The organism is Nostoc sp. DSM 114159 (genome assembly GCF_053470285.1).
Window position 1 is genome coordinate 8,186,921 of the sequence record NZ_JBPFEH010000001.1, and the last position, 23,915, is coordinate 8,210,835.

The 23,915-nt window shown below is 40.8% G+C and carries 20 protein-coding genes and 1 pseudogene; 14 read left to right on the forward strand and 7 right to left on the reverse strand.

Annotated features, from left to right (window positions below; translation table 11 throughout):
• Positions 1–30: 30 nt before the first annotated feature.
• On the reverse strand, positions 31–261 hold the full coding sequence (locus tag ACR5KR_RS34345) for a hypothetical protein (protein ID WP_322696502.1): 231 nt from the start codon (positions 259–261) through the stop codon (positions 31–33).
• Positions 262–462: 201 nt separating this feature from the next.
• Between ACR5KR_RS34345 and ACR5KR_RS34350 the strand changes: the two genes are divergently transcribed.
• The 4 genes from ACR5KR_RS34350 (at position 463) to ACR5KR_RS34365 (ending at position 5,660) form a co-directional block, all read left to right on the forward strand.
• Positions 463–1,200: a phycocyanobilin:ferredoxin oxidoreductase gene (locus ACR5KR_RS34350; RefSeq protein ID WP_445629617.1), complete on the forward strand. Its 738-nt coding sequence runs from the start codon at positions 463–465 to the stop codon at positions 1,198–1,200.
• 878 nt (positions 1,201–2,078) lie between these two features.
• Positions 2,079–3,503, forward strand: coding sequence for an HlyD family efflux transporter periplasmic adaptor subunit (locus ACR5KR_RS34355; RefSeq protein ID WP_448269860.1), 1,425 nt, complete (start codon positions 2,079–2,081; stop codon positions 3,501–3,503).
• Between the two features lie 168 nt (positions 3,504–3,671).
• Complete coding sequence (gene devC / locus ACR5KR_RS34360; protein WP_445629619.1) at positions 3,672–4,826, forward strand: ABC transporter permease DevC; 1,155 nt, start codon at positions 3,672–3,674, stop codon at positions 4,824–4,826.
• Between the two features lie 126 nt (positions 4,827–4,952).
• Complete coding sequence (locus ACR5KR_RS34365; RefSeq protein WP_445632266.1) at positions 4,953–5,660, forward strand: DevA family ABC transporter ATP-binding protein; 708 nt, start codon at positions 4,953–4,955, stop codon at positions 5,658–5,660.
• Positions 5,661–5,719: 59 nt separating this feature from the next.
• Here the strand turns inward: ACR5KR_RS34365 and ACR5KR_RS34370 are convergent, their stop codons facing one another.
• Entirely contained in the window at positions 5,720–5,851 is a 132-nt protein-coding gene (locus ACR5KR_RS34370) for a hypothetical protein (RefSeq protein ID WP_448269862.1), read from the reverse strand.
• A gap of 3 nt (positions 5,852–5,854) precedes the next feature.
• Complete coding sequence (locus tag ACR5KR_RS34375) at positions 5,855–6,679, reverse strand: hypothetical protein (RefSeq protein ID WP_448269864.1); 825 nt, start codon at positions 6,677–6,679, stop codon at positions 5,855–5,857.
• A gap of 104 nt (positions 6,680–6,783) precedes the next feature.
• On the opposite strand from ACR5KR_RS34375, the gene ACR5KR_RS34380 reads away from it, so the two are divergent.
• The 8 genes and pseudogenes from ACR5KR_RS34380 to ACR5KR_RS34415 all read left to right on the forward strand — a co-directional run bounded on the left by ACR5KR_RS34380 (position 6,784) and on the right by ACR5KR_RS34415 (position 15,389).
• Positions 6,784–7,581 carry an HAD-IIB family hydrolase gene (locus ACR5KR_RS34380; protein WP_448269866.1) on the forward strand — a complete coding sequence of 266 codons (798 nt, stop codon included), beginning with the start codon at positions 6,784–6,786 and terminating at the stop codon, positions 7,579–7,581.
• Positions 7,582–7,631: 50 nt separating this feature from the next.
• A pseudogene (locus ACR5KR_RS34385) lies at positions 7,632–8,395 on the forward strand (Uma2 family endonuclease).
• 373 nt (positions 8,396–8,768) lie between these two features.
• Positions 8,769–8,921, forward strand: a complete 153-nt coding sequence (locus ACR5KR_RS34390) for a hypothetical protein (protein ID WP_445629622.1) — start codon at positions 8,769–8,771, stop codon at positions 8,919–8,921.
• A 230-nt stretch (positions 8,922–9,151) separates the two neighbouring features.
• Complete coding sequence (gene rpsB, locus ACR5KR_RS34395) at positions 9,152–9,946, forward strand: 30S ribosomal protein S2 (RefSeq protein ID WP_445629623.1); 795 nt, start codon at positions 9,152–9,154, stop codon at positions 9,944–9,946.
• Positions 9,947–10,180: 234 nt separating this feature from the next.
• Positions 10,181–11,125 carry a translation elongation factor Ts gene (gene tsf / locus ACR5KR_RS34400; RefSeq protein WP_445629624.1) on the forward strand — a complete coding sequence of 315 codons (945 nt, stop codon included), beginning with the start codon at positions 10,181–10,183 and terminating at the stop codon, positions 11,123–11,125.
• Between the two features lie 234 nt (positions 11,126–11,359).
• Positions 11,360–12,223, forward strand: coding sequence for a hypothetical protein (locus ACR5KR_RS34405; protein ID WP_445629625.1), 864 nt, complete (start codon positions 11,360–11,362; stop codon positions 12,221–12,223).
• Positions 12,224–12,407: 184 nt separating this feature from the next.
• On the forward strand, positions 12,408–14,948 hold the full coding sequence (gene recG / locus ACR5KR_RS34410; RefSeq protein ID WP_448269869.1) for an ATP-dependent DNA helicase RecG: 2,541 nt from the start codon (positions 12,408–12,410) through the stop codon (positions 14,946–14,948).
• A 144-nt stretch (positions 14,949–15,092) separates the two neighbouring features.
• Positions 15,093–15,389, forward strand: a complete 297-nt coding sequence (locus ACR5KR_RS34415; RefSeq protein WP_448269871.1) for a hypothetical protein — start codon at positions 15,093–15,095, stop codon at positions 15,387–15,389.
• Between the two features lie 220 nt (positions 15,390–15,609).
• On the opposite strand, the gene ACR5KR_RS34420 is transcribed toward ACR5KR_RS34415, so the two are convergent.
• The 3 genes from ACR5KR_RS34420 to ACR5KR_RS34430 form a co-directional block, all read right to left on the reverse strand.
• The gene (locus ACR5KR_RS34420; RefSeq protein ID WP_445629628.1) at positions 15,610–16,011 is read right to left on the reverse strand and encodes a DUF5615 family PIN-like protein; all 402 of its coding nucleotides are present in this window, start codon (positions 16,009–16,011) and stop codon (positions 15,610–15,612) included.
• A complete protein-coding gene (locus ACR5KR_RS34425) occupies positions 15,986–16,519 on the reverse strand; it encodes a DUF433 domain-containing protein (protein ID WP_448269873.1) in 534 nt (177 codons plus the stop codon). The genes ACR5KR_RS34420 and ACR5KR_RS34425 overlap by 26 nt, the downstream gene beginning before the upstream one ends.
• Before the next feature lie 807 nt (positions 16,520–17,326).
• Complete coding sequence (locus ACR5KR_RS34430; protein WP_448269875.1) at positions 17,327–18,271, reverse strand: glycosyltransferase family 2 protein; 945 nt, start codon at positions 18,269–18,271, stop codon at positions 17,327–17,329.
• 265 nt (positions 18,272–18,536) lie between these two features.
• Between ACR5KR_RS34430 and ACR5KR_RS34435 the strand changes: the two genes are divergently transcribed.
• The gene (locus ACR5KR_RS34435; RefSeq protein ID WP_448269877.1) at positions 18,537–20,876 is read left to right on the forward strand and encodes a PhoX family protein; all 2,340 of its coding nucleotides are present in this window, start codon (positions 18,537–18,539) and stop codon (positions 20,874–20,876) included.
• Positions 20,877–21,048: 172 nt separating this feature from the next.
• Here ACR5KR_RS34435 and ACR5KR_RS34440 read toward each other — a convergent pair whose 3' ends face one another.
• Positions 21,049–21,309, reverse strand: coding sequence for a hypothetical protein (locus tag ACR5KR_RS34440; protein ID WP_179068682.1), 261 nt, complete (start codon positions 21,307–21,309; stop codon positions 21,049–21,051).
• Positions 21,310–21,792: 483 nt separating this feature from the next.
• Between ACR5KR_RS34440 and ACR5KR_RS34445 the strand changes: the two genes are divergently transcribed.
• Positions 21,793–23,862, forward strand: a complete 2,070-nt coding sequence (locus ACR5KR_RS34445) for a tetratricopeptide repeat protein (protein ID WP_448269879.1) — start codon at positions 21,793–21,795, stop codon at positions 23,860–23,862.
• The last annotated feature ends 53 nt before the right edge of the window (positions 23,863–23,915 follow it).

Here is a 23,915-nt window from a genome sequence, read left to right on the forward strand (position 1 = left end):
AGTCAATAACCAATGACAAATGACTAATGATTAATAACTAAATTGCCTGATATTGAGTATTGCCTCTCCATGATCTGGAATCCAGGCTAGCCACTCATCTGCTGAAACCGGACACAATAAAAGTGCTTCGTCAAAACTAAATGGGTTGGGAAGTTGCAAAAGGTTTACCCAAGTAGAAGCTTTGAACCTCTGTAAGCCTTCGAGATTATTGTGCTTTCTTGTATGTACAGCAAAATCCGGTTTATAAGAATCTAGTTTCATAGCTTTCTATTAGCCTTCACAAATGGGCTAATCTAAAATTATTTCTGTAACCTAGACTACAAAATAAATAATCCTTGTGAAAAGTATCTGTCTTATAAATTTACGTTGGCTGAGTGTAAGTGTTTGCTTATATTGCAGACCACAACAGGTATGGCACGACAGGTTGTAGACTGGCCATTAGATCGCATTCCCAACTAGAATATGTCATTTACTTCTATGCCCTCGCTGCGCGAGCAACAACATCCCCTAATTCGTCAGCTAGCTGATTGTATTGAGGCAGCTTGGCATCAGCACCTAGATTTATCCCCTTACTATTTGCCTAATGAGTTGGGGTATGTGGAAGGTAGATTAGAAGGCGAAAAACTGACGATTGAAAACCGTTGCTATCAAACGCCCCAGTTTCGGAAAATGCACTTGGAACTGGCAAAAATCGGCAATATGCTGGATATTTTGCACTGCGTCATGTTTCCCCGGCCAGAATACAACCTGCCAATGTTTGGTTGTGATTTAGTTGGGGGTAGAGGTCAAATTAGTGCAGCGATCGCAGACCTTTCTCCTATTCAAGTAGAACGCACCTTACCAGAATCTTATACTTCGGCACTGACACAGCTAACAGTGCTTAACTTTTCCCAACCCCGTGAATTACCAGAATGGGGAAATATTTTTTCGGATTTCTGCATCTTTGTCCGCCCCAGTTCCCCTGAAGAAGAAACAATGTTTCTCTCGCGGGTGCGAGAATTTTTAGACATTCATTGCATCCAAGCGATCGCCTCACATCCTGTTTCAGTTGAACAAGTCACCCAAAATCTCGCCGGACAACACAACTACTGCACCAAACAGCAGCAAAACGATAAAACCCGCCGCGTACTTGAAAAAGCCTTTGGCCCAGCTTGGGCAGAAAATTATATGACCACAGTTTTATTTGACCTCCCAACTTAATCATCTCCTCCATCACCCTCATCTCCCCCATCTGTAGGTTCTGCTACGTTTTCAGCTAACGGATAAATGTAGAATTCATTCAACGAGAGTTTTATGGAGTTCCAAAACAGCAACAGGGAGAATAGCAAGGTCTTTGAAGCGAATATCACAAAATGGTTTGTTGTCTTGGTAAGTGCAAACAACTAGAGACAGCTAACTCATCGACCAGAAAGTTAAGGAAACTCTGATGTTAGGAATGTTCAAGTTGATAGACATTTTTTAGTTAGTTAATCGTTGATTCACTTAAGGAAGACTAACTTTTGTAGCAAGATTGTGTCTAACAAAGGCAACAGTCTATTTTTGATGTTTCTTTTCAATTTTGTGACTAACTATAACTGTAGTGAATGTAGCAGTAAAGTACCGCATCATACCAATTGAGAATTTTTTATAAAGATGCGATATATCGCATCTCTATATCTAGATTCATACTGCTTGTGAATTCTGCTAACTCCGATTGCATTCATGTCTCAATATAGCGGTTATCAGTTGAGTGCAATACAGACCTAACCCCCAGCCCCTTCCCTACCTCTCCCTAACCCTCTCCTACGAGGAGAGGGAAGCAGAAAAACTTTTGTCGCTGGAAGGAGAGTAAGATTCAAAGCCTCTCTCCTTTTAGGAGAGAGAAATGGAAGTGAGGTCAAAGTGTATTGCATACATAATGAGCGGTTATAGAAAACACCATTTTGTTAAGCCATAGTGTTGAACGTTCATCACACAATCGATTTTTAAGCCATACCCAGCTTGAAACCACGTTGTTTGTCCTAACAGCTGGCTGTTGATTAAAAACCTTTTTATTTATTACTTCCATTAGCACAATTCAGGTAAATGGGCAACATATTATGTCAAGGGTGACTGAAAAGCCGAAACCAAGTGAACAAACACTAAATCATGAACAACCTAAGATTTGGTGGGGTATCGCTGTAGCCGTGCCAGTAGTAATCGCCGCTGGCATACTAGGTACGGCTAAAATCGAGCAGTTAAGAAAACTAACTACATCCGCACCCGTAATGCCATCTACCAATAGCATTAGTGCTGTAGGGCGTTTGGAACCGCGAGGCGAAGTTGTTAAATTGTCCGCCCCATCATCAGGATTAGCACCATCATCACGAATTCAGCAACTTCTGGTGAAAGAGGGCGAACAGGTAAAGCAAGGTCAAATTGTGGCAATTTTAGACAACCGCGATACCCAAGTAGCCGGACTACAAGAAGCAAAAGCGAAAGTCCAAGAAGCCCGTGCGAATTTAGCGCAAGTCAGGGCTGGCTCTCCAAGGGATATTCAAGCTCAAAGAGCAGTTATTGCTCGCCTACAAGCGCAGTTAATTGGCGAAAGGAATGCAGCGCAAGCAGCGATCGCAAGGGTTGCAGCTCAGTTAAGCGGTGATAAACTTGTCCAACAAGCAACCGTGAATCGCCTAGAAGCTGAACTCAGTGGGCAAAGAGATGCCCTCAGAGCAACGGTTGTACGTATTCAAGCCGAACAGCGCAATGCTCAAGTCGATGCCGGACGCTATGATTATTTATACAAAGAAGGTGCTATTTCTCAGCAAGAACGAGACAGAAGACGCTTGAGTGCAATAACTGCTAATCAGCAGGTGGCTGAAAGCCAAGCTACCTTAAAGCAGACATTGGCAACTTTGCGACAGCAACTTGCAGAGGCTAGAGCCAACCAAATCCAAAATTTAGCAACTTTGCAACAGCAGTTAATCGAAGCTAGAGTTAACCGCGATAAAACTGTTGCAACTTTGCAAAGACAAATCGATGAAGAAAAGGCCAAACTAAGCAGAATTTTAGATGTTAGTCCTACCGATGTGCAAGTAGCGCAAGCCCAAGTTAGTAATGCGATCGCAAATGTTAGAAAAGCTGAAGCAGAACTGAGATTGAGCTACGTTCAAGCACCAATCGCTGGAGAGATTTTAAAGGTTTATGCCAAATCGGGTGAAGCGATCGGCGCAAATGGCATTGCTGAACTTGGCCAAACCAAGCAAATGTTTGTAATTGCTGAAGTTGCTGAAGACAGCATTGCTAAAGTGCGTCTTGGTCAAAATGCTACTATCACCAGTGATAACGGCGCATTTAGCGGCGAATTAAAGGGAACTGTCACTGAAATTGGCAGAAAAATTGGTAAAAAAGATGTACTGAATACAGATCCAGCCGCAGATGTAGATGCCAGAGTTGTAGAAGTTAAAATTGCTCTGTCTCCAGAAGATAGCCAGAAAGTTTCTGGTTTAACTTACGCCAAAGTTCTTGTGGATATTAATAACTAATTAAGTTATAGGTGAGCAGTAATTCCAATCCATAATTTGATATTTTGGATTAAAAATATGATTCAATAGTCTGTTTAATCAATTTTAAACATTCTATCAATCCGGTACGGGTGTCACCATAATGGGTTGAAAATCTAAAATCGCTACACTTGTTGAGACGCCTATAAAATGAATCAAAAAATACCTCTGTCGTGGCTACAACTGACAAGGGAAAAAACTCGCCTAGCTGTGGCATTAGCAGGAATTGCTTTTGCCGATATTTTAATGTTTATGCAACTCGGCTTTCGAGATGCTCTGTATTATAGTAACGTTAGATTTCATAACAGCTTACAAGGCGATATTGTTTTAATTAATAGTCAATCTAACGCTATATTGGCGATGAGAAGCTTTTCTCAGCGACGATTATATAAAGCCTTAGAATTACCCGCAGTTCAATCTGTACATCCGATCTATTTGGACTTTACAATCTGGAAAAATCCTGTAACCGGGCGTCCTCGGAGTATCCTAGTTTTTGGAATGAACCCAGAAACTAACTTAGTTAACTTACCTGGAGTTCAGGAAAATTTAGATAAACTTAAACTACCTGATGTAGTTCTATTTGACCGTTCTTCTAGGGTAGAGTATGGGCCGATCGCTGCTAATTATGACCAAGGAAAGCCTGTAACGGCAGAAGTCCGAAGGCGGCGAGTTAAAGTAGAAGGACTCTTTACATTAGGTGCATCATTTGGTGCAGATGGTAATTTAATTACGAGCGATATCAACTTTCTGCGAATATTTAGCAATCGCCAAAAAGGATTAATTGATATTGGGCTAATTAGATTAAAGCCGGGAGCAGATGCTAATGTTGTGGCCCAACAATTACGAAAGTATTTACCTAATGAAGTAAATGTTTTAACTAAACAAGAATTTATTGATTTTGAGCGGAGTTACTGGGCGAATAGTACAGCTATTGGCTTTATTTTCACATTAGGGACTGTTATGGGTTTCATTGTGGGGACTGTAATTGTTTATCAAATTCTTTATACAGAAGTTGCAGACCACTTAGCCGAGTACGCTACCCTTAAGGCGATAGGTTATACACAAAACTATTTATTGACAGTTATTCTTCAAGAAGCTTTATTATTAGCAGTTTTAGGATATTTTCCTGGAATAGTTTTTGCCTTATTTATGTATAACAGTGCCAGAAATGCCACACTTTTACCAGTTTTTATGAGTTTTGAGCGGGCTGTAATGGTATTGATTTTGACTATGCTGATGTGCATTATTTCTGGTGCGATCGCAGTTAGAAAATTACGCTCTGCCGATCCAGCAGATATTTTTTAACTAATCTAATTTTAATTAAAAAATATTAATAATAAATTGGACTTATGCTCATAACTAGCAAATTTAATTTCTGACAGTCACTAAAGTTAAAATTTGAAATACTAATTTACAACTAACAAAAGCATGATGGAAAAAGAACCTGTAATCGCCATTAAAAATCTCAATCACTTCTATGGCAAAGGCGCACTGAGAAAACAGATATTATTTAATATAAACCTAAACATTTATCCAGGTGAGATTGTGATTATGACCGGGCCATCAGGTTCAGGTAAAACAACATTACTGAGCTTAATTGGTGGTTTGCGGTCTGTACAAGAGGGAAGTTTAAAATTTTTAGGTGAAGAACTTATTGGCGTCAGTCAAAACAAATTAGTGCAGATGCGACGCAACATTGGTTATATTTTCCAAGCTCACAATTTGCTAGGGTTCTTGACAGCCAAGCAAAATGTGCAAATGGCGGTAGAATTGAACGATAATATTTCTCAAGCAGAAGCAATGGCTAAATCTAAAGCTATGCTGGGGTCTGTTGGTCTAGAAGAACGAGTTGATTACTACCCAGATAATCTTTCTGGTGGACAAAAGCAAAGAATTGCGATCGCCCGCGCCTTGGTGAATCGTCCCCCCTTGGTACTAGCAGACGAACCAACAGCAGCATTAGATAAACAATCAGGACGCGATGTCGTGGAAATAATGCAGAGTCTAGCCAAAAATCAAGGAACTACTATCTTATTGGTGACACACGACAACCGTATTTTAGACATAGCCGATCGCATCGTCGAAATGGAAGATGGTCTTTTAACCCGTAATTCCCCCAATACAGTTATTCAGTCATGATTTTTAGTCATTTGTCCTTTGTTCTTTGTCATTTTGATCATTTAGCTAGTAACTCTTGACTAATGACCATTGACCAATACTTTTCTACGAGAGGCTGCGTCAACGATAAAGCTTAGTACAAGTGTCCGATAATGACCAATGACCAATGACCAATGACCAATGACTAATGACCAATGACCAATGACAACCATAATTTATTGTCTAGCCGAGCCTGATTTTTTAATTCCAGGTGACTTTGGTGGAGTTGGAGTATTTGGTTGGCGACTGGTACGGAAAGTTACATTCACACCTTCATTCGATTGTTCCAGTACTAGTAGAGGCGTAGGTTTAGCCTTTTGATCCCAATGCATGGTAGCAATCCGACCTTGAATTATTGGTTGCCAACTATCTTCGTCTTCTATCGGGCTTAAATAAGTTTCTATACAATCAATAATTTGACTAATAGTAGCAGAAGTTGCTTGCGTCGGTAACTTCATTAACTTGATTTGAATCCGAAACAGCACTCGTTTAGCAGAATTCCCTGGACTACCAGTTTCATACTCGACATCAAAAATTTCATCTACTTGTCGTCCAGCACTATTAGCAATTCCAACCGATCCTTGTTGGGCTTGACTTGGACGCAGGGCTTGAGAAATTTTTTCTTTGATCTGAATCTTTATTTGATTAAGAATTGCAAAGTGAAACACCTCCTCTGACATCCGCATCCGCAGATAATCCAGGTTAAAATCCCGTGAGTTCACCAAATCGGGATTAGTTTCCATTTTGCGAATTGTTTCCAGCGCCAGCTTAAACTTTTTCTCTAATTCTCGCGCGCGGAATTGCTCAAACTTAAGTTTTTTCTCCAGCTTATCCTTCTGGAGTTTAATATACACAATCAAAGCAATCACCACTAAAGCCAGTCCTCCAGAAGTTACCAACAGTAATGGTGGTATTTGAGGATTACTTGCTGGCACTTCCTGGGATGCCTTTTTAGTAGCCTTTTTCCCAGAGGATTGGGCAAGAAACATTGAAGTGGACATGGTGGGAAACTGAAAAACTTGACTCCTGATGTTTAGGATGCCCAAATCTTTAAGGTCATCTTGCTGTATGATTAATATTTTTTACAGCCTTTTACAAACCGTATATGTCCAGAGATTTGAGCCTCGCTCCCCTATCTGAGGTTTCATCTACAAGCTTGAGCAATATTCGTCTGATAGCCACAGATATGGATGGCACCTTGACTAGACGAGGAAAATTTACTCCCGCACTGCTACAAGCTTTAGAGGATTTAGCAGCAGCTGCCATTAAAGTTCTAATTGTCACCGGACGTTCGGCTGGATGGGTAAGTGGATTGAGTAGTTTGATGCCAGTGGCAGGTGGGATGGCAGAAAATGGCGGTTTGTTCTTTCCACCTGGAAATCAGAAACCAATAGTCTTAACACCGATTCCTGATTTAGTTCAACATCGCCAGCACTTGGCTACGACTTTTGAGAATTTACAAACTAAATTTCCCCAAATCCAAGAATCTGCTGATAATCGCTTTCGCGTCACCGACTGGACTTTTGATGTAGCTGGTTTGCGTGAAAACGAACTACAAACCCTAGATAATCTCTGTCAACAAATGGGTTGGGGATTTACCTATAGCAACGTGCAGTGTCACATTAAACCTCAAGGACAAGATAAAGCTGTGGGATTATTGCAAGTATTGCACGAATATTTGCCCCAGTACTCACCAGAACAAATTGTGACTGTTGGCGATAGTCCCAATGATGAAAGTTTATTCGATCGGCGTTATTTTCCTGTTTCTGTAGGCGTGGCTAACGTGCTGGAATATGTGAATCAATTGAAATATCAGCCTGCTTACATTACCACTGCTGCCGAAGGGGAAGGATTTTGTGAGTTATCTAGCTATATTTTGAAAAGCTTGCACATCTCAAGTTAGGGAGAACTAGAGTTGTTCTACAATAATCTCGTAGCACTGAAATTACAACCATGACGGCTACTTTACCTGTTAGTGTCGAATCAGAAATCTTCTACCCCAGTGCTGATGGTCAACCAGTGGCAGAAACCTACGACCACCTTTATGCTTTACTAACTACCTTAGAAGTCCTGAAACAGTATTTGGCAAATCGTCAGGCAACAGTATTAGGAAATCAATTTCTTTACTATGCACAGGGTTTTCCGAAGTTGCGGGTAGCCCCAGATGTAATGGTAATTTTTGATGTTACACCTGGCGGTCGAGACAACTATAAAATCTGGGAAGAAGGTCAAGTACCCACAGTTATTTTTGAAATGACATCTTTTGGAACTAAGGGACAAGACGAAATCTTCAAAAAGACCCTCTATGAGCAGCTAGGTGTCAAAGAATACTGGCTATTTGACCCTAAAAGCGAGTGGGTGGAACAACAGTTACGTGGCTATCGCCTGCGGGGAGAAATCTACGAACCTATACAGGATGGACGCAGTGAACCCTTACAACTGCGCTTGGTAGTTGAGGGAAGGCTAATTGGGTTTTATCGAGAAGATACCGGGGAAAAATTACTGATCCCTGACGAACTGGCACAGGCTTTAAGGCAGGAAGTTTTAGCAAGACAGCAGCAGAAGAACTGGTAGAACAAGAACGCCAACGAGCTGAACAAGAACGCCAACGAGCTGAACAAGCAGAATTGCAAATAGAACAGTTAAAGGTAAGGTTGCGTTCGCCCTTGGCGTTGGCGCAGCCATCGCTCAATGTAGACACCGATACTATTGAGTAACACGCACCAGAAGTTGCTATAGCTACGTGCATCGTAGACGTACTAGGTGTTATAAACAAGTAGACAATTTGTTACCTGTGTGTTTGCCACATTTATTACTTGAGACAGAATACAATAGATGAATCTCTAGCGCGTTTCAATCTAGCAAGTCTCAACAATACTGATTTTATAGAGAAGACTGTTTTATACAGTCATTCGCAAGCAAAACTGAATCAAAGGATAAATAAACCGCCAGCCTTTTAAGAACCCTGAGACGCTAAGAGACTAATAGATACTTGAAGCAGAGATTGGTGTTTTATTTCTAACTTCCACTAAAAAGTCCAAGACCAATGTCAAGTCAAGAATTTACCTTTAAATATTGAGGTATAAAATTATGCAAGAAATTGAAAGATTCTTTGGCAACTTGTTCAGTGGCATAATCAACCGCTTTAAGTATTCTGCGATGGACGCTGCCGATCGCAAAATGAGAGAAACCATCGACGATCAGATCGAACAACGGCGACAAAAACCTAAACCCGAAGATTGAGAAGACCGCTAGTAGACCTTTAAAACAGCAAGATTTTCATTAATAGTGCTGCCCAATTGTTGAGTAGGCAGCGCTATTTTCTTGGACTCACTCGATCCAGCAACTACAACTCTTCAGAATATGTTAACCTAGTATGGTTAACTAATCTCGCACATCTAAGAATTCGGGTGTTTCCCGATTGGGAAATACACTTGGATGGAGGTTTAACCCGAATCGGAGTTGAAAAATATATGCCAGTAGTTTCATTGGCTCAAATGATGGAGTCAGGGGTTCACTTTGGGCATCAGACCCGGCGTTGGAACCCAAAAATGTCTCCTTACATTTATACTTCCCGCAATGGTGTACATATTATCGACTTGGTGCAAACTGCCCAGTTGATGGATAATGCTTACAACTACATGCGATCGCACGCAGAACAAGGGAAGAAATTTCTTTTTGTCGGTACTAAGCGCCAAGCAGCTGGAATTATTGCCCAAGAAGCTAGCCGTTGTGGTTCCCACTACATTAACCAACGCTGGTTGGGCGGAATGTTGACCAACTGGGCAACCATCAAAACACGGGTTGACCGTCTGAAAGATTTAGAACGCCGTGAGGAAACTGGCGCACTAGATTTATTACCGAAAAAAGAAGCATCAATGCTACGTCGGGAAATGACGAAGCTTCAGAAATACTTGGGCGGTATTAAGACAATGCGAAAAGTGCCCGATATCGTGGTAATCGTAGACCAACGCCGGGAATATAACGCAGTTCAAGAATGCCAAAAGCTGAATATTCCCATTGTGTCCATGTTGGATACAAACTGTGACCCCGATGTAGTAGATATCCCCATCCCCGCAAACGACGATGCTATCAGGTCAATTAAGCTGATAGTCGGAAAATTGGCAGATGCCATTTATGAAGGTCGTCATGGTCAGCTGGATGTTGAGGATGATTACGAAGATTACGACGGTAGTGAGTATGACGATGACTACGAAGAAAGCGAATATACTGATGCCGTAATTCCCGACGAGGAAACAGAAGAATAGTGCTGAGTCTTGAGTGCTAAGTCCTGAGTAAGATAGAAAGACTCAGCAAATTGAATAGTGCTGAGTCTTGATTTTTGAAGTTGTAAGTTGTGATTTGTCAATGAAGAATAAAATTGATAACTGAACGCTCAAAACTCAGCACGGGCTAAACGCCCCGCTAACGCTAACAAAACTCAGTACTCAGTACTAAATTAAGTGATTACAACTCGAGGTCAAGTTAGGAATTGAGGCAACATGGCGGAAATATCTGCAAAACTCGTCCAAGAGCTACGCCAAAAAACTGGTGCTGGCATGATGGACTGCAAAAAAGCGCTGATAGAGACTAATGGCAATATAGAAGAAGCCATAGACTGGCTACGGAAAAAGGGCATCTCTAAGGCGGGGGGAAAAAGCGATCGCATTGCGGCAGAAGGTTTAGTAGACACTTACATTCAGCCTGAAGGTCGAGTGGGTGTACTCATAGAGGTCAACTGCCAAACCGACTTTGTTGCTCGTAACGAGGCTTTTAAAGCTTTAGTTAAGAATCTAGCAAAGCAAGCAGCGACAGCTAATAGTGTTGAGTCTTTGCTGGCTCAACCCTATATTGATAATGAAAGTGCGACTGTAGAAGAATTTATCAAGCAAACCATTGCCACCCTTGGTGAAAACATCCAAGTGCGCCGCTTTGTTAATTTTGCAATAGCAGAAGGGACACAAGGTGTAGTAGACAGCTACATTCACACTGGCGGTCGAGTTGGTGTATTAGTAGAACTGGGTTCCCAAACTGAGTCAGTGGCTGCTAATTCAGAGTTCCAAACCTTGGCACGGAACACTGCAATGCAAGTTGCGGCTTGTCCCAATGTCGAGTATGTGAGCGTAGACCAAATCCCCGCCGAAATTGCCCAAAAGGAAAAAGACATTGAAATGGGCAAGGATGATTTGGCGAACAAGCCTGAAAACATCAAAGAAAAGATTGTTCAGGGACGGATTGAAAAACGCCTGAAAGAATTAACTTTGCTCGATCAGCCCTACATTCGCGATCAGAGTATTTCCGTAGAAGACCTGATCAAACAAGTCAAGGCTCAATTAGGTGAAGAGATTCAAGTGACTCGCTTTGTCCGTTATATACTGGGCGAAGGCATTGAAAAGCAAGAAATCAGCTTTGCCGATGAAGTCGCTGCACAAATGGGTACTAAGTAATATTAGTCGTTGGTCATTGGTCATTAGTCATTAGTCTTTACCAAGGACAAATGACGAATGACTAATGACTCTTTAAAAAACAGGTCAGGTTATTTGCTTGACCTGTCTTTTATTTAGTAAAAGACGTGAAATATCGCATTTAATTTAAAATCTAAAATTCTCTGAAAAGTTATCTTAAAATAAATTTGTACATTTGTACTATGTAATGGTTCAGATGGGCAAGAGCGAAAAAATATGGCAAGAGCAATCGAGCGAATTGAGCAGGATATTGCAGCACTCCAAGAAGCGATCCGGGCGATCGCAATCGAACTACAAAGCGCTTATGCTAGTTATCTAAACACCTTGGGGCTAGCTGTACGCAAACAATTGATTCTCGCGAGTTACCACCTCTGCACTCAAGGATATCCCGAAAACTTTTTGCATTTATCATTGAATCAGCGCCAACAATTGCAACAAGCCATCCGCAAGTTGGGTGAACTCGCAGCTGAACAATTGCTCATTTATCTTACAAGTGAAGAATCAGGGGAAAATGAGGTAGATGAGATGGATGAAGGAGATGAAATGCATGAAGTGGATGAGGAAGTAACACCCTCTTCATCTTCACTATTTCTTGACACTTCCAATTCTCAGTATCTCACTGCCAACACCTCCGATCCTATAGAACTGGCAAAATGGCAACAAAAATTAGAAGAGGTTGCGCAAGATATCCTGAAAAAACTTTCGCACGATGCTAATCTTTTGTTACAAAAAGCTGGAGTATTGCCGAAAAAATTACCAGAGCCGATTTTAGCAGCAGCGGCGGCAGCATCAGAAGCATCTGCTGAGGTCATGCCAGGGCCACCCAATTTATTAAACTTAGTAATTGAAATTGAAAATGAGCAACAGTCAGAAGATTCGGGACTGACTCAAATCATGGCTATTAACCTGCGGCTAGGAGAAATTGAATTTGCTGATGTTACCCTTTCCTCCGATCGCAAGCGAATCCGCAGTATTTTAGTTCAGCTAAACAAACTAGGACGAGAGTATAAAAAAAGATATAAAGAAAAGGCGATCGCTGAAGCTGAAGCTGCATGGCGCGCTAGTTGGTTTGAGGATTAGTCATTTGTCGAGAGTCAAATGACCAATGACTAATGACCAATGACCCTTCGGGTGACGCTCCTGCGTCGCTAACGCTGCGCTAACGCCAGTTGCTCATGGGGGAAACCCCCTTGGCGCTAGCCTCTCCCTTTGGGAGAAGACCGCACTGGCTCACCAATGACTAATGACCAATGACCAATGACCAATGACTAATGAAAAACCAGATTGGATACGATTGCACAAAGCCTTGGCAATAGAAGCTGAACGTGGCTTTACAGACTTGATGGGCAGAGAATACCGTTTCAGTGAATTTCTGAGCCTAACTTTGGGCAAATTCCCAACAGGCTTACCCCATACTGAACGCCGCCGTTGGCAAGGATTAGCGGTGCAATTTGCTAGTTATCCACATCTAGCACTGGAAGAAAGGCAGCATTTAGTAGCAGAGACTCGTAGGTATCTTTCCCAATTACAGCAAGAGGAGCAGCGGAAGGACGAGCAGGGGAGCAGCACTTCGGCTCCTTTCGACTTCGCTCAAGGCAAGTCGCTCAGTGACCGAGGAGCAGAGGAGCAAGGGAGAATTTATAAATCCAAAATTAAAAATCCCAAATCTCCAATTGTTACTGAGGTAAGTCGGAGACTTGCACCAAAAATTGAACAAAAACTTAGTGATTTACCAGAAATAGGTTTTAAAAAAGCTGATAATTTGGCACGGCTTGGTTTATATACCGTCCGTGACTTGCTTTTCTACTATCCTCGCGACCATATTGATTATGCGCGTCAGGTGAATATCCGCGAGTTACAAGCGGGTGAGACGGTGACAATAGTGGCAACGGTAAAGCGTTGCAACTGCTTTACTAGCCCTAAAAATCAGAAATTATCAATTTTAGAATTGGTAGTAAAAGATAACAGCGGTCAAATCAAAATTGGCCGTTTTTACGCAGGTACGCGCTTTAGCAGTCGCGCTTGGCAAGAAAGTTTAAAACGCCGTTATCCAGTAGGTAGCATTCTGGCAGCCTGTGGATTGGTGAAAGAAAGTAAATACGGCTTGACATTGGATAATCCAGAATTAGAGGTTTTGGCAAGTCCAGGAGATACGATTGAGTCGCTAAATATTGGGCGGGTAGTACCAATTTATGGACTAACTGAAGGCGTGGTGGCGAATACAGTACGACAGGCGGTAATTGCTGCTTTGCCTGCTGCGGCTAACCTGAAAGACCCTTTGCCAAGTGGTTTGCGGCAGAAGTATGGTTTGATGGAATTAAAAGATGCGATCGCTAATATCCATTTTCCTAGTGATAGCGCCGCTCTACAAGTTGCCCGTCGTCGCCTAGTTTTTGACGAATTTTTCTACCTGCAACTTGGGTTACTGCAACGTCAACAGCAAGCAAGAGCGATTCAAACCAGCGCCATCCTTGTCCCACGCGGTCAACTTGTAGAGAAATTTCACGAAATACTGCCTTTTCAACTCACTGGCGCACAGCAACGAGTTCTCAACGACATTCTCAACGATTTACAAAAACCCGTGCCAATGAATCGTTTGGTGCAAGGTGATGTCGGTTCTGGTAAAACAGTCGTTGCCGTGCTGGCTATCCTTGCAGCAATTCAATCTGGCTACCAAGCGGCACTGATGGCTCCCACAGAAGTTTTGGCAGAACAACATTATCGTAAGTTAGTTAGTTGGTTTAACCTGCTGCATTTACCAGTGGAATTACTTACAGGTTCCACTAAAGCTGCTAAACGAAGACAAATACATTCTCAGTTAGGAACTGGTGAATTACCTCTGTTAGTGGGAACTCATGCGTTGATTCAAGACCCTGTAAACTTCCAACAACTAGGGTTAGTAGTCATAGATGAACAGCATCGCTTTGGGGTAGAACAACGGGCACGTTTGCAGCAAAAAGGCAATCAACCTCATGTGTTAACTATGACAGCTACCCCGATTCCCCGAACGTTGGCACTAACAATACACGGGGATTTGGATGTCAGCCAAATTGATGAGTTACCGCCGGGACGGCAAAAAATTCAGACAACAGTGCTATCGGGTCAGCAACGCAACCATGCTTACGACCTCATTCGCCGAGAAATTGTCCAAGGTAGACAAGTTTATGTGGTTTTGCCATTGGTGGAAGAGTCAGAAAAATTAGATTTGCGATCGGCTGTAGATGAGCATCAAAAGCTACAAGAAAGCGTTTTTCCCGACTTTCAAGTGGGGTTACTGCACGGTCGCATGAGTTCAGCCGAAAAGGATGAATCTATTACCAAATTCCGTGATAACCAAACGCAAATTTTGGTTTCTACTACTGTTGTTGAGGTTGGTGTAGACGTACCTAATGCTACAGTAATGCTGATTGAAAATGCAGAGCGATTTGGCTTATCACAACTGCACCAACTGCGGGGGCGCGTTGGTCGTGGCGCGGCTCAGTCTTACTGTTTGTTGATGAGCAGTTCTAGGAGTCCTGATGCTCAACAACGGTTGAAGGTGTTGGAGCAATCTCAGGATGGCTTTTTCATTTCCGAGATGGATATGCGTTTTCGCGGACCAGGGCAAGTACTGGGAACTCGTCAATCTGGAGTGCCAGATTTTACCTTAGCGAGTTTGGTTGACGATGAGGAAGTTTTACTTTTAGCGCGGCAAGCAGCCGAGAAAATTATAGAAATGGATGTTACTTTAGAGCGTTGGTATTTAATGAAAGAAGAATTGAAATATCGATATGAGCGCTTAATGGGTGGGGCGATTTTGACGTAATATATCTCATACCAATTCAATTAATGATTGCAACATATCCTTGGGTAAAGACACGATGAATCGCGTCTCTACAAATAGCGATCGCCCTTACGGAGACTAATAGAAGAGAGATAAAAGCTGTTGAAAATATTAAAAAATACAATAATGGAGTTGCTAATTTCTCTTCAAGTTGAGGTGGAGCTTGTTATTCACCATTCTCGTCGGTGGCGGAATATTGTAGTCAAGCGCCTTGAGTTACCAGGCTTGAGTTTTAGGGTAACTCCAGATTCCACAATTGGCGGTTGTCCAATCGAAGCACTCGATATTCCACCAAGGGCTAGTCATCCAGATGGTGAACCTCGCTATGACTTGTTGAACTTCCGGTTGAAGACTAAATTAGACTGTTCTCATTTTCACCGTGGGCAGAAAGTTTTGGTTGAGAAGCTTCTGCTGCTTGAGTAGTTTGAGATGGTTGGAAGCGATCGCTACGCCGCCGCAGGCATCGCACCTTTTTTGTCTGACCTCACAAAATCGCGTTGCTCCCTCTAAAGGTTACTGATTTTGTCATACATTCGTCATACAAACTCTCCTTGAAGTCTGACAGAGCAGTGGACTTATTTTTTAGTTATATTAGACGTTTGACGGGCGAATAAACCTTGCTCGCCTAATACTTTTGCTAGTTTTACCGCAAATTCTCAAACCTTTTAGTACCATCTTCTTCCATGTATAGGACACGATTTAATATATCGCGTCCATTTTCTAATTCAGCATTTATTGCATTCACAGCTTCTTTGACAATAGTAATTTGCTCATTTCGAGATAAATCTCCCTGGCAAATGAATACAATACCAGCGTGGATTTCTGTAGTACGAGCAAACTTTTCAAAATCCCGAACATTTGCTGTTACAAGAATACGCTCTTGATTAAAAGCGTATTCTAAAACTTGATAATCTTTTGCACCAAGTAACCCCCGATCTCTAACAGCAATTGCATCAATAAAAAGCTCGTTACACAAGTAACGTGCAACGGCTGGTGAAATATCCTCATCAATTAGGAATTTAATTCTTTTTAGGTCGTCCAACACTTGGGTAAGCTTTCACGTAGACTTGAGCAAATTTTATATCTTCTTCAGTCAAATAAGGATAGTCTTCGTGTATAACCTCTAGTGACTCGCCTCTATCAAGCATTGAACCAATATGACGAACCGTAAGCCGAGAATTAGGAAACACTGTTTCTCCGCCCATTATGTTCGGATCGGAAACTAAATTTTCTTTCCACGCCTGAAAACGTTTGATAAATTCTAATACTTCCTTGGCAATAGACTCAACTTCTATTTTTACAAATCTTGCTATTTCAATAGTTGGTAACTTTTCCTCCAAGGCTCTAACTAAGCTTTGATAAAGAGATGAGCGAAAATCAACAGTAATAAAGTCTATCTCTTTAATTAAACGTAGATAAACTAATGCGGCAAAATTAAGTCTTGGAGGATTATATTCAGGAAGAATTCTATATTCTACTTCCTTATAAATCTTCTTTGTTGGTAATTCAACAAATGCAGCAGCTTCAGTAGGGGTAAAAGTTTCTATATACATACGCATTAACTCCAAGCTTTAAACTCTACATTAACCTAGAAAAAGTATAGACAGGTTGTTACTTTTTAAACTTTTTTTGACATATATTTTAATTAAATAAGTAAGAATTCAGCACTCATAAGAATTTAGAAATAATCTAATATAATTGGTATATTGATTAATCAAATTTTTTCCCGATCGTTTAACTATTTTGACTCCTGAATTCTTACAAAAATAAATCATTCCCTGTATAGGGAAGATTTTAGCACTTGTTCAAAAGTGTTGACAACAGTTTATTGCCTTATCTTTGGATACTAAGTAAAAATTTCTCAGTTCTTTATGTCTAGACAAGTGTATGGAGAAAGGGGTAGGGTTTGAATAAAACACTAGCAGTATTTTGATGTATGACAAATTAATCGATTCATGACTAAGCCCTTCAAAGAAGAAACCCGCCCCCGTCATAATTGGTCAGGCTCCCCGGTGTAACGAGTCGTCTGTTAATATTAGGAATTACGCAAAAATCCTCTCAAACTCTCATTTCTCCGTGACCTTTGCGGCCTCTGTGGTTCGTTTTCCGTTACCTGTGCGTAAGTCCTAAATATGTTTCCCGAAAATTACCTGACTCTATTGCTTGTAACTTAATCTAGCGCTAAATACCTTAAAGTAGAAGTTTTTTACCTTATGTCGCTTAACCTTCTATTTCCCGACATCCTGCATCTGTTCATTATCAGAGAATCAGGTATTGAGTTGAGATGTGCGACATAACCAACAAAGTTTTAACAGGTTGATTACACGGTGCTACTTCCTAAAGTGTTTAAATCACGATGTTTACTGAATTTGAGCATAGGCTTCATAGACACCCTTCACGTTGTACCAGTTGAGAAAAATTCGGGCAATTTCTAAAGCCAATTGTGGTTTACCTAAATTAATTAGCCATTGCAATAACGGAGCCATTGTCCGTTCATTCAGTGTGCCGTTAATTGACAAAATTCCCCAAAGTAAGCGATGCAGCCAAGTCATTTGAATCATCATTCGCACTTCCCATGTGGGATGCTTTTGATAAAATAAAACTCCCATACGTCCGCGTTGAATTTCTTGGTCAATTAATCGGGGAATTTGCTCTAAGTTAAATGCTGGATGCCAGTGATATCCTACGGCTTCTGGACATTTAATTAGTGTCAAACCTAGTTTTTTTAGTCGCACACCTAACTCTAAATCTTCCCAGCCATAGAGTTGAAAACTGGTGTCAAAAAGTCCGGCTTTATCTAACCAATGTTTAGGAATTGCTACATTTCCTGTAGCAAAAAAAGCTGCGGAAAAATCTGTGACTTTGTAGGGTTCAGCAGTTGGATTGTCGAAATTGCAAGTATTAATAACTGCGCCGTAAGTAAACAAGCGATCGCTCCCCAATTTCTCTTTCCCCTTTATTAGTGCATCAGTATGAGCTTGCAGGAAATTCTTCAGCACTACTAGATCGCTATCAATAAAGATAATTGTGTCTCCCTGAGCCTTTTCTACTCCCAAATTCCGCGCCGCAGCTGGGCCAGCATGATCTTGCTCAAACCAGCGCACATGGGGAAACTCTTCTTTGTGTGCTGCTAACCACTCCAATGTGCCATCAGTAGAACCATCATCTACCAAGACAATCTCGTAATCAGTAACCACACTTGGCTGACTTAACTCCTGCAACTCCAAAGCGCGGAGGCACTTTTCTAAAATCGGTTGGCGATTATAAGTCGGTATCACAACGCTGAAAAACACAGTCTCACCCACAACACTATTGATTTATCCATCTCCAGGATAGGACAGATAGGGCGCTGACACTGTTCCTTACTTGATTTGAGCTAAGGAAATAGTCAGAGGTGATAATTTTTAGTTAATTAACTTATAACCTCAGCTTAATCATTATCAACTAAAGTAAATTATAAAATAATATCCTTTTATTATTAATAACTTATTAAGTATTTCAAATACAGTAATTTTTCAGAAATTAGAGTTTATTTTTACTAATTTTTTCTGCCACACAGAGGAAAGTTGAATGTCTAAATTAAGTCGTAGAGAAATTTTAATATTTCTTGCTGGCAGTGCTGGTGCTGCTATTTTGGGAGACAAACTTCTAAATAGTTTTGCTAGTGGGGCAGATGCAAAAACGTCTAGTATCAGCTTTACACCTGTACGCTTACCACATCCCCTACCAATTTATCAACAGCATAAAAATTTCTTGCCAAAAAGAATCGATCAGGGAGAAGTTGTTTATCCATCTGCTGATATTAAGTTAAGTAACTATAACGTTATTGATGATGTGATAGTACCGCCAGAGTACGAACGTTATGTAATTGTCAGTTGGGGCGATCGCGTCTTTCCCAACAAAGATGATTATTTCGGTTACAATAACGATTTCACTGGATTTATTCCCCTTGGGAAAACTAATGATGTCGGGTATTTATGGGTGAATCATGAATACATTAGTTTTCCATTTTCTACTTTAGTCGTAGAAGATTCATCCGATCTGAAAGGACTGCCCGACGCATTTGAAAACGTAATTGGTTGGGCTTTACCCTCCAGCAGAAATATTGAAGTCGAAGGTGAATTTTTATATAATCAAGGCGGCTCAATCGTTCGTATTTCTCGCCAGAATAAGAATAAGCGTTTTGCTGTAGTCAAAGATGCTAAAAATCGCCGGCTTCATGGTCTTTCTGGGTTGGGTATCAATAGCCAACGCAATGATGACTACAAAAGTATCACAGCTTGGGGAAGTCGCAATCATCAAAAAGGTGACAAAAATTATTTAATTGGAACTGGGCCAGCTGCAACCCAAGTTTTTAATCTATCCTCTGATGAATTGGGCAACAAAATTATTGGTACTGCCTTTAATTGTTCTGGCGGTAAAACTCCTTGGGGAACGATTTTATCTGCGGAAGAGAACTTCCAAAATAGCTTCACAGAAGGAGTCAAAGCTAATGGTACTCAGATAGATTATACAGACAAAACGATTGGCAAGACTTTTGGATTAGTTGGCGAAAAATACGGCTGGATTGTAGAGATTGACCCCAAAAATCCGAAATTCCGCCCCCGCAAACACACTTCGTTAGGTCGTTTTCGCCATGAAAATGTTGCCCTGCGCGTTGAAAAAGGTAAGAAATTGGTTGCTTACTTGGGTGATGACAGACGTGGGGGACACACTTGGAAATTTGTCAGCGCAAACACGATTTCTTCACCCACCAGTAAAACTAACAGTAGTTTATGGGAAAAGGGAACTTTGTATGTTGCCCGTTACAATCCAGATGGTACAGGTAAATGGATACCGTTACTTTTAACTACTGCTACCAATCCAATTACGCCGACAGTTCTATCTTCTGTAGAATTTGCTGCGTTACAGAAAGTTCAAAAAGAAGGTCTTTTACCGCTACCGAGACGTAGTGGCATTGCAGGTGAAACCAAAGATGGTGGTACATTTAAATGCGATCGCACTAACGAAGCAAAAGCACTACCTGATTATCAAAATAAGAAACTCTCTGACTTCTACTCTAGCCAAGGTGCTGTTCTGAGTGATGCCTTTTTAGCTGCCAACTTAGTTGGGGGAACTCCCACAGCGCGTCCCGAAGATATAGAAGTGCATCCAACCACCAAAGAAGTATTCATTGCCTATACTGATGGTGCGCCGGGAAGTGATGGTTATCCTGATTCGCGGATTTTTCAAGTTGCTAAGTTAAACACAGATGCCAATGCGACTCAGCAATCAGGAGGACTGTATAAAATTATTGAAGATAGTGCCGATGCTACAGGTTTAACCTTCCGGTGGCAGAGATTTGTCCAAGGTGGCGAAGCCGGTTCAGTTAATGGTGCTGGTTTTGCCAACGTTGATAATCTAGTTTTTGACAATCAAGGAAATGTTTGGGGTGTCACGGATATGTCTACCGACACTCACAACGGTTTTAATGTAGGTGCTGAAGGTAAGCAAACCAAAATCGATCATACAGTTAGTGGTAATGTTTCTGATTTTACCGGAGTATTCGGTAATAACTGGCTGTTTTATATCCCTACCAGTGGTGCAAATGCTGGACAGGTAATACCGTTTGCTCATGGCCCAGTGCGTTGCGAAATGACCGGGCCAACTTTTGTTGGAAATACACTGATTATTTCAGTACAACATCCTGGTGAAGATTGTCCAATTAACGATGGCACAATGCTAAGTCGCAGCATTGAATTACTAGATTTGAATGGTAGTACATTTAATCAAACACGAAGTTTACCTCGTGGCAGTAGTTGGCCAAGTAATATCTCAAAAAATGATGGTGGTAAGGAGCAAGCTACAGGTATTCCCCGACCATCTGTAATTGGTATCCAGCCGAAAAATTCTCGCAGTAAGTTTATTTAACAAGACAGCATTCTGAATTAAGTTTTGAACGAAAAAGCTACACGTTGCATCTTTTAGAGATGCAACGTCACTTATATAAAATTTGTGAAAATGAACAAATCACTTTTTCTGCGAAATGCCAAGAAGAGAAAAATAAGTTTCCACATCTAATTTAGGACTGCTATAGTTGCGCTCAGGCATGGAGATTTGCTTGTTCCTGCAACCACGGATCTACAGGTTGTCCATCTTTGCGGCGTAATTCAATTTCCACAACCATCACTTCTTTGGAACCAGGAGGTGCAGGTTTTTTATGGAAAATAATGTCATAATCTTCTGGATTGTGTTTATGTTCTTTCAACCATTCCTGTACCTTGGTTGTGGCAAAAAATGATTGCCCTTGCTCAAACATTCGGGTAATCTGCAATTGCAGTGTGTAAGGATTTATGCGACCCATTTTCTACCGCCTTTGTTAAGTTAATTTGAGTACAAGTAATTTACTTATTGTCGATAATTTAATGTTAATGCGAAGTAACCACATCTGACACTTCCCATACAGGTAGAACTTCCAGTTTAAACGCCCTGTTATCTGTAAAAACAAAATCCAAACCTTCTTTGGTGAATGGTCTAAGAAAGCGTCGATGCTTTCGCATTTTCTCTTCCACTAGTTGATAAATTATTATTTTTACCGCTTGACTTTCACCATCTTTAGCAGTAATAACAACTTAGTAATGTTATAATAGTACCTCAAAAAAATTGTCACAAACTTAACTGCACTCTACTACTAAAGTTGTACGTACACTAAGGACGAGGAAACGGATTAGTTAAGGATTGCTCAGAATTTTACACTGCCTTTACAACATTTGACTACTTAATTCTGTTATAGATTGGAAAGAGGCACGCCGCTTCAAAAACTGACCAACAGACGCAGATGGTTGTTATGCAGAGCAAAAATCAAGCTGTTTTCGCTTTAATTGTAAAAAGCACTATTATATTTTTACCCTTACTGTTATTCGTTGGAATCGCCAGTGGACAATCTGCACCATCACCCAATCCAGCACTAACTCCGACTCCGGTGTTATCGAATTCAGAACGGGAAGAATTAGCACGACTACGAGCAGAAAAACGAATTCAACAACAAGTTCAATCTGATTTCAAAAGCACTTTTAGCCGCACAACTATTTTACTCGATGTTTGGCTAGTTATACTAAGTCTCTTTCCAGTCGCAGTCATTGCTTTGTTGTGGCTGTTGCGACGGGTGATAATTAGGGAAATTGTTGATAGGGCAATGCAACAAGTCCAGGGAATGGAAAAATTACAAAATCAGCTAACCACTGTTAAACAAGAAGCTGAAAATGTTATTCAAGATGCGAAAAAAATAAATTATGAATTAGAACAGCAAACGACTGCTTTGCAACAAAAAATTAAAAACGAACAAGAAAATGTATCTATTCTGATATCCGATCTAGATTTAGCGAAAGCGCAGGTATTAACTAGATTGGAAGCGGAACTAAAAAAATCTCAAGAAAATATAAAAAATTTAGAGTTGAAATTTGCTTCGGGGTTATCTAAATTAGAGTTTGATGCTCAACAACAAAAAGATATAGCACTGGAAAATTTAGGAAAATTAGCATCTGCGATCGCAGAAGAACTGTCTAAGTTAAAGTTAGGTGTGGAACAACAGCAAGAACTAGCCGTTGCTGATTTAGAAATATCAAAGTCTGAGTTCACATCTCAACTTTCAAGATGGCAGACTGATGCGCAACAAGAAAAAGATATAATTTTTGAAAGCTTAACAAAATTACAGTCAGAATTTGTAGAAAAGTTATCCGAAATACAGGTTGATGCTCAAAGGCAAAAAGAGATTGCCGTTGACGGTTTAGATATATTTGAGCAAGAACTGAAATCTCAATTATCTGAATTGCAGGTAGATGCTCAAGAACAAAAAAATAAAATTATTGCCAGTTTAGAAGTATTACAGTCAGAATTTAAATTTCAATTGTCTGAATTACAGTCAGATGCTCAAAAATCCAAAGAGCTAATCATTGAGAATTTAGAAAAATCTGGCTCTGAGTTTAGTTCGCAATTCTCAGAATTCCAATGGAATGCTCAACAACAAAAGATTCTCATTTTAGAGAAGTTAGAAAGATTAGAAACTGAGTTTGCCTCTCAACTCTCTGAGTTACAATTGGATGCCGAAGAAAGAAAGGATCTGATTCTTCAAGAACTAACTGAAATTACGCCGGAATCGATTATAGAGATGGTAAATTCTGAAGTTCAAGAAGAAGTACAAGAACAGCCGCAACAACCGGAATTCACTGCTGATGAGTATGTAAAACAGGGAGACGATCTGTTTTCTCAAAGGCGCTATGAAGATGCGATCGCAGCTTACAACCAAGCAGTTAAAATCCAACCTGATGAACCTGTAACTTGGTTAAAACGTGGTCTAACTCTGGGAAGGTTAAAACGCTACCAAGATGCGATCGCATCTTACGATCGAGCGATTGCGATTCAGCCAGATTATCATCAAGCTTGGTGCGATCGCGGCGTTGCTTTTGGTAACTTACAACAGCATCAGCAAGCCTTTGACTCATTTGATAAAGCTACACAAATCAAACCAGATGATGCCGTTGCTTGGTTAAATCGCGGTCTTTCCCTAGTAGCATTAGAACAATACGAAGAGGCAATAATCTCCTTTGAGAAAGCGCTGGAATTCCAACCTAATTCTCCCAAAATCTGGGATAAACATGGTTATACATTAGTAAGATTAGGACGCGATGATGAAGCGATCGCTAGTTTTAACAAAGCCTTAGAAATTAAGCCAGATTATGCCAGTGCCTATTACAACAAAGCAGCCTGTTACGCACTGCAAAGACAAGTTGACCGATCTCTGTTAACTCTACAACAAGCGATTGAACTTAATCCCAGGTATAAAGAAGACGCAGCAACCGACCTCGATTTTGATGATATTGCCGACGATGAACGCTTCAAGCTATTAGTTGCAGAATAAAATGTCATTTGTCATTTGTCGTTTGTCGTTTGTCATTAGTATTCTCTCCCTGC

Coding starts and splice junctions, on each gene's coding strand:
- ACR5KR_RS34345 (WP_322696502.1), bottom strand. CDS start 261: ATGAAACTAGATTCTTATAAACCGGATTTTGCTGTACATACAAGAAAG.
- ACR5KR_RS34350 (WP_445629617.1), top strand. CDS start 463: ATGTCATTTACTTCTATGCCCTCGCTGCGCGAGCAACAACATCCCCTA.
- ACR5KR_RS34355 (WP_448269860.1), top strand. CDS start 2,079: ATGTCAAGGGTGACTGAAAAGCCGAAACCAAGTGAACAAACACTAAAT.
- devC (WP_445629619.1), top strand. CDS start 3,672: ATGAATCAAAAAATACCTCTGTCGTGGCTACAACTGACAAGGGAAAAA.
- ACR5KR_RS34365 (WP_445632266.1), top strand. CDS start 4,953: ATGGAAAAAGAACCTGTAATCGCCATTAAAAATCTCAATCACTTCTAT.
- ACR5KR_RS34370 (WP_448269862.1), bottom strand. CDS start 5,851: ATGGTTGTCATTGGTCATTGGTCATTAGTCATTGGTCATTGGTCATTG.
- ACR5KR_RS34375 (WP_448269864.1), bottom strand. CDS start 6,679: ATGTCCACTTCAATGTTTCTTGCCCAATCCTCTGGGAAAAAGGCTACT.
- ACR5KR_RS34380 (WP_448269866.1), top strand. CDS start 6,784: ATGTCCAGAGATTTGAGCCTCGCTCCCCTATCTGAGGTTTCATCTACA.
- ACR5KR_RS34390 (WP_445629622.1), top strand. CDS start 8,769: ATGCAAGAAATTGAAAGATTCTTTGGCAACTTGTTCAGTGGCATAATC.
- rpsB (WP_445629623.1), top strand. CDS start 9,152: ATGCCAGTAGTTTCATTGGCTCAAATGATGGAGTCAGGGGTTCACTTT.
- tsf (WP_445629624.1), top strand. CDS start 10,181: ATGGCGGAAATATCTGCAAAACTCGTCCAAGAGCTACGCCAAAAAACT.
- ACR5KR_RS34405 (WP_445629625.1), top strand. CDS start 11,360: ATGGCAAGAGCAATCGAGCGAATTGAGCAGGATATTGCAGCACTCCAA.
- recG (WP_448269869.1), top strand. CDS start 12,408: ATGACTAATGAAAAACCAGATTGGATACGATTGCACAAAGCCTTGGCA.
- ACR5KR_RS34415 (WP_448269871.1), top strand. CDS start 15,093: ATGGAGTTGCTAATTTCTCTTCAAGTTGAGGTGGAGCTTGTTATTCAC.
- ACR5KR_RS34425 (WP_448269873.1), bottom strand. CDS start 16,519: ATGTATATAGAAACTTTTACCCCTACTGAAGCTGCTGCATTTGTTGAA.
- ACR5KR_RS34435 (WP_448269877.1), top strand. CDS start 18,537: ATGTCTAAATTAAGTCGTAGAGAAATTTTAATATTTCTTGCTGGCAGT.
- ACR5KR_RS34440 (WP_179068682.1), bottom strand. CDS start 21,309: ATGGGTCGCATAAATCCTTACACACTGCAATTGCAGATTACCCGAATG.
- ACR5KR_RS34445 (WP_448269879.1), top strand. CDS start 21,793: ATGCAGAGCAAAAATCAAGCTGTTTTCGCTTTAATTGTAAAAAGCACT.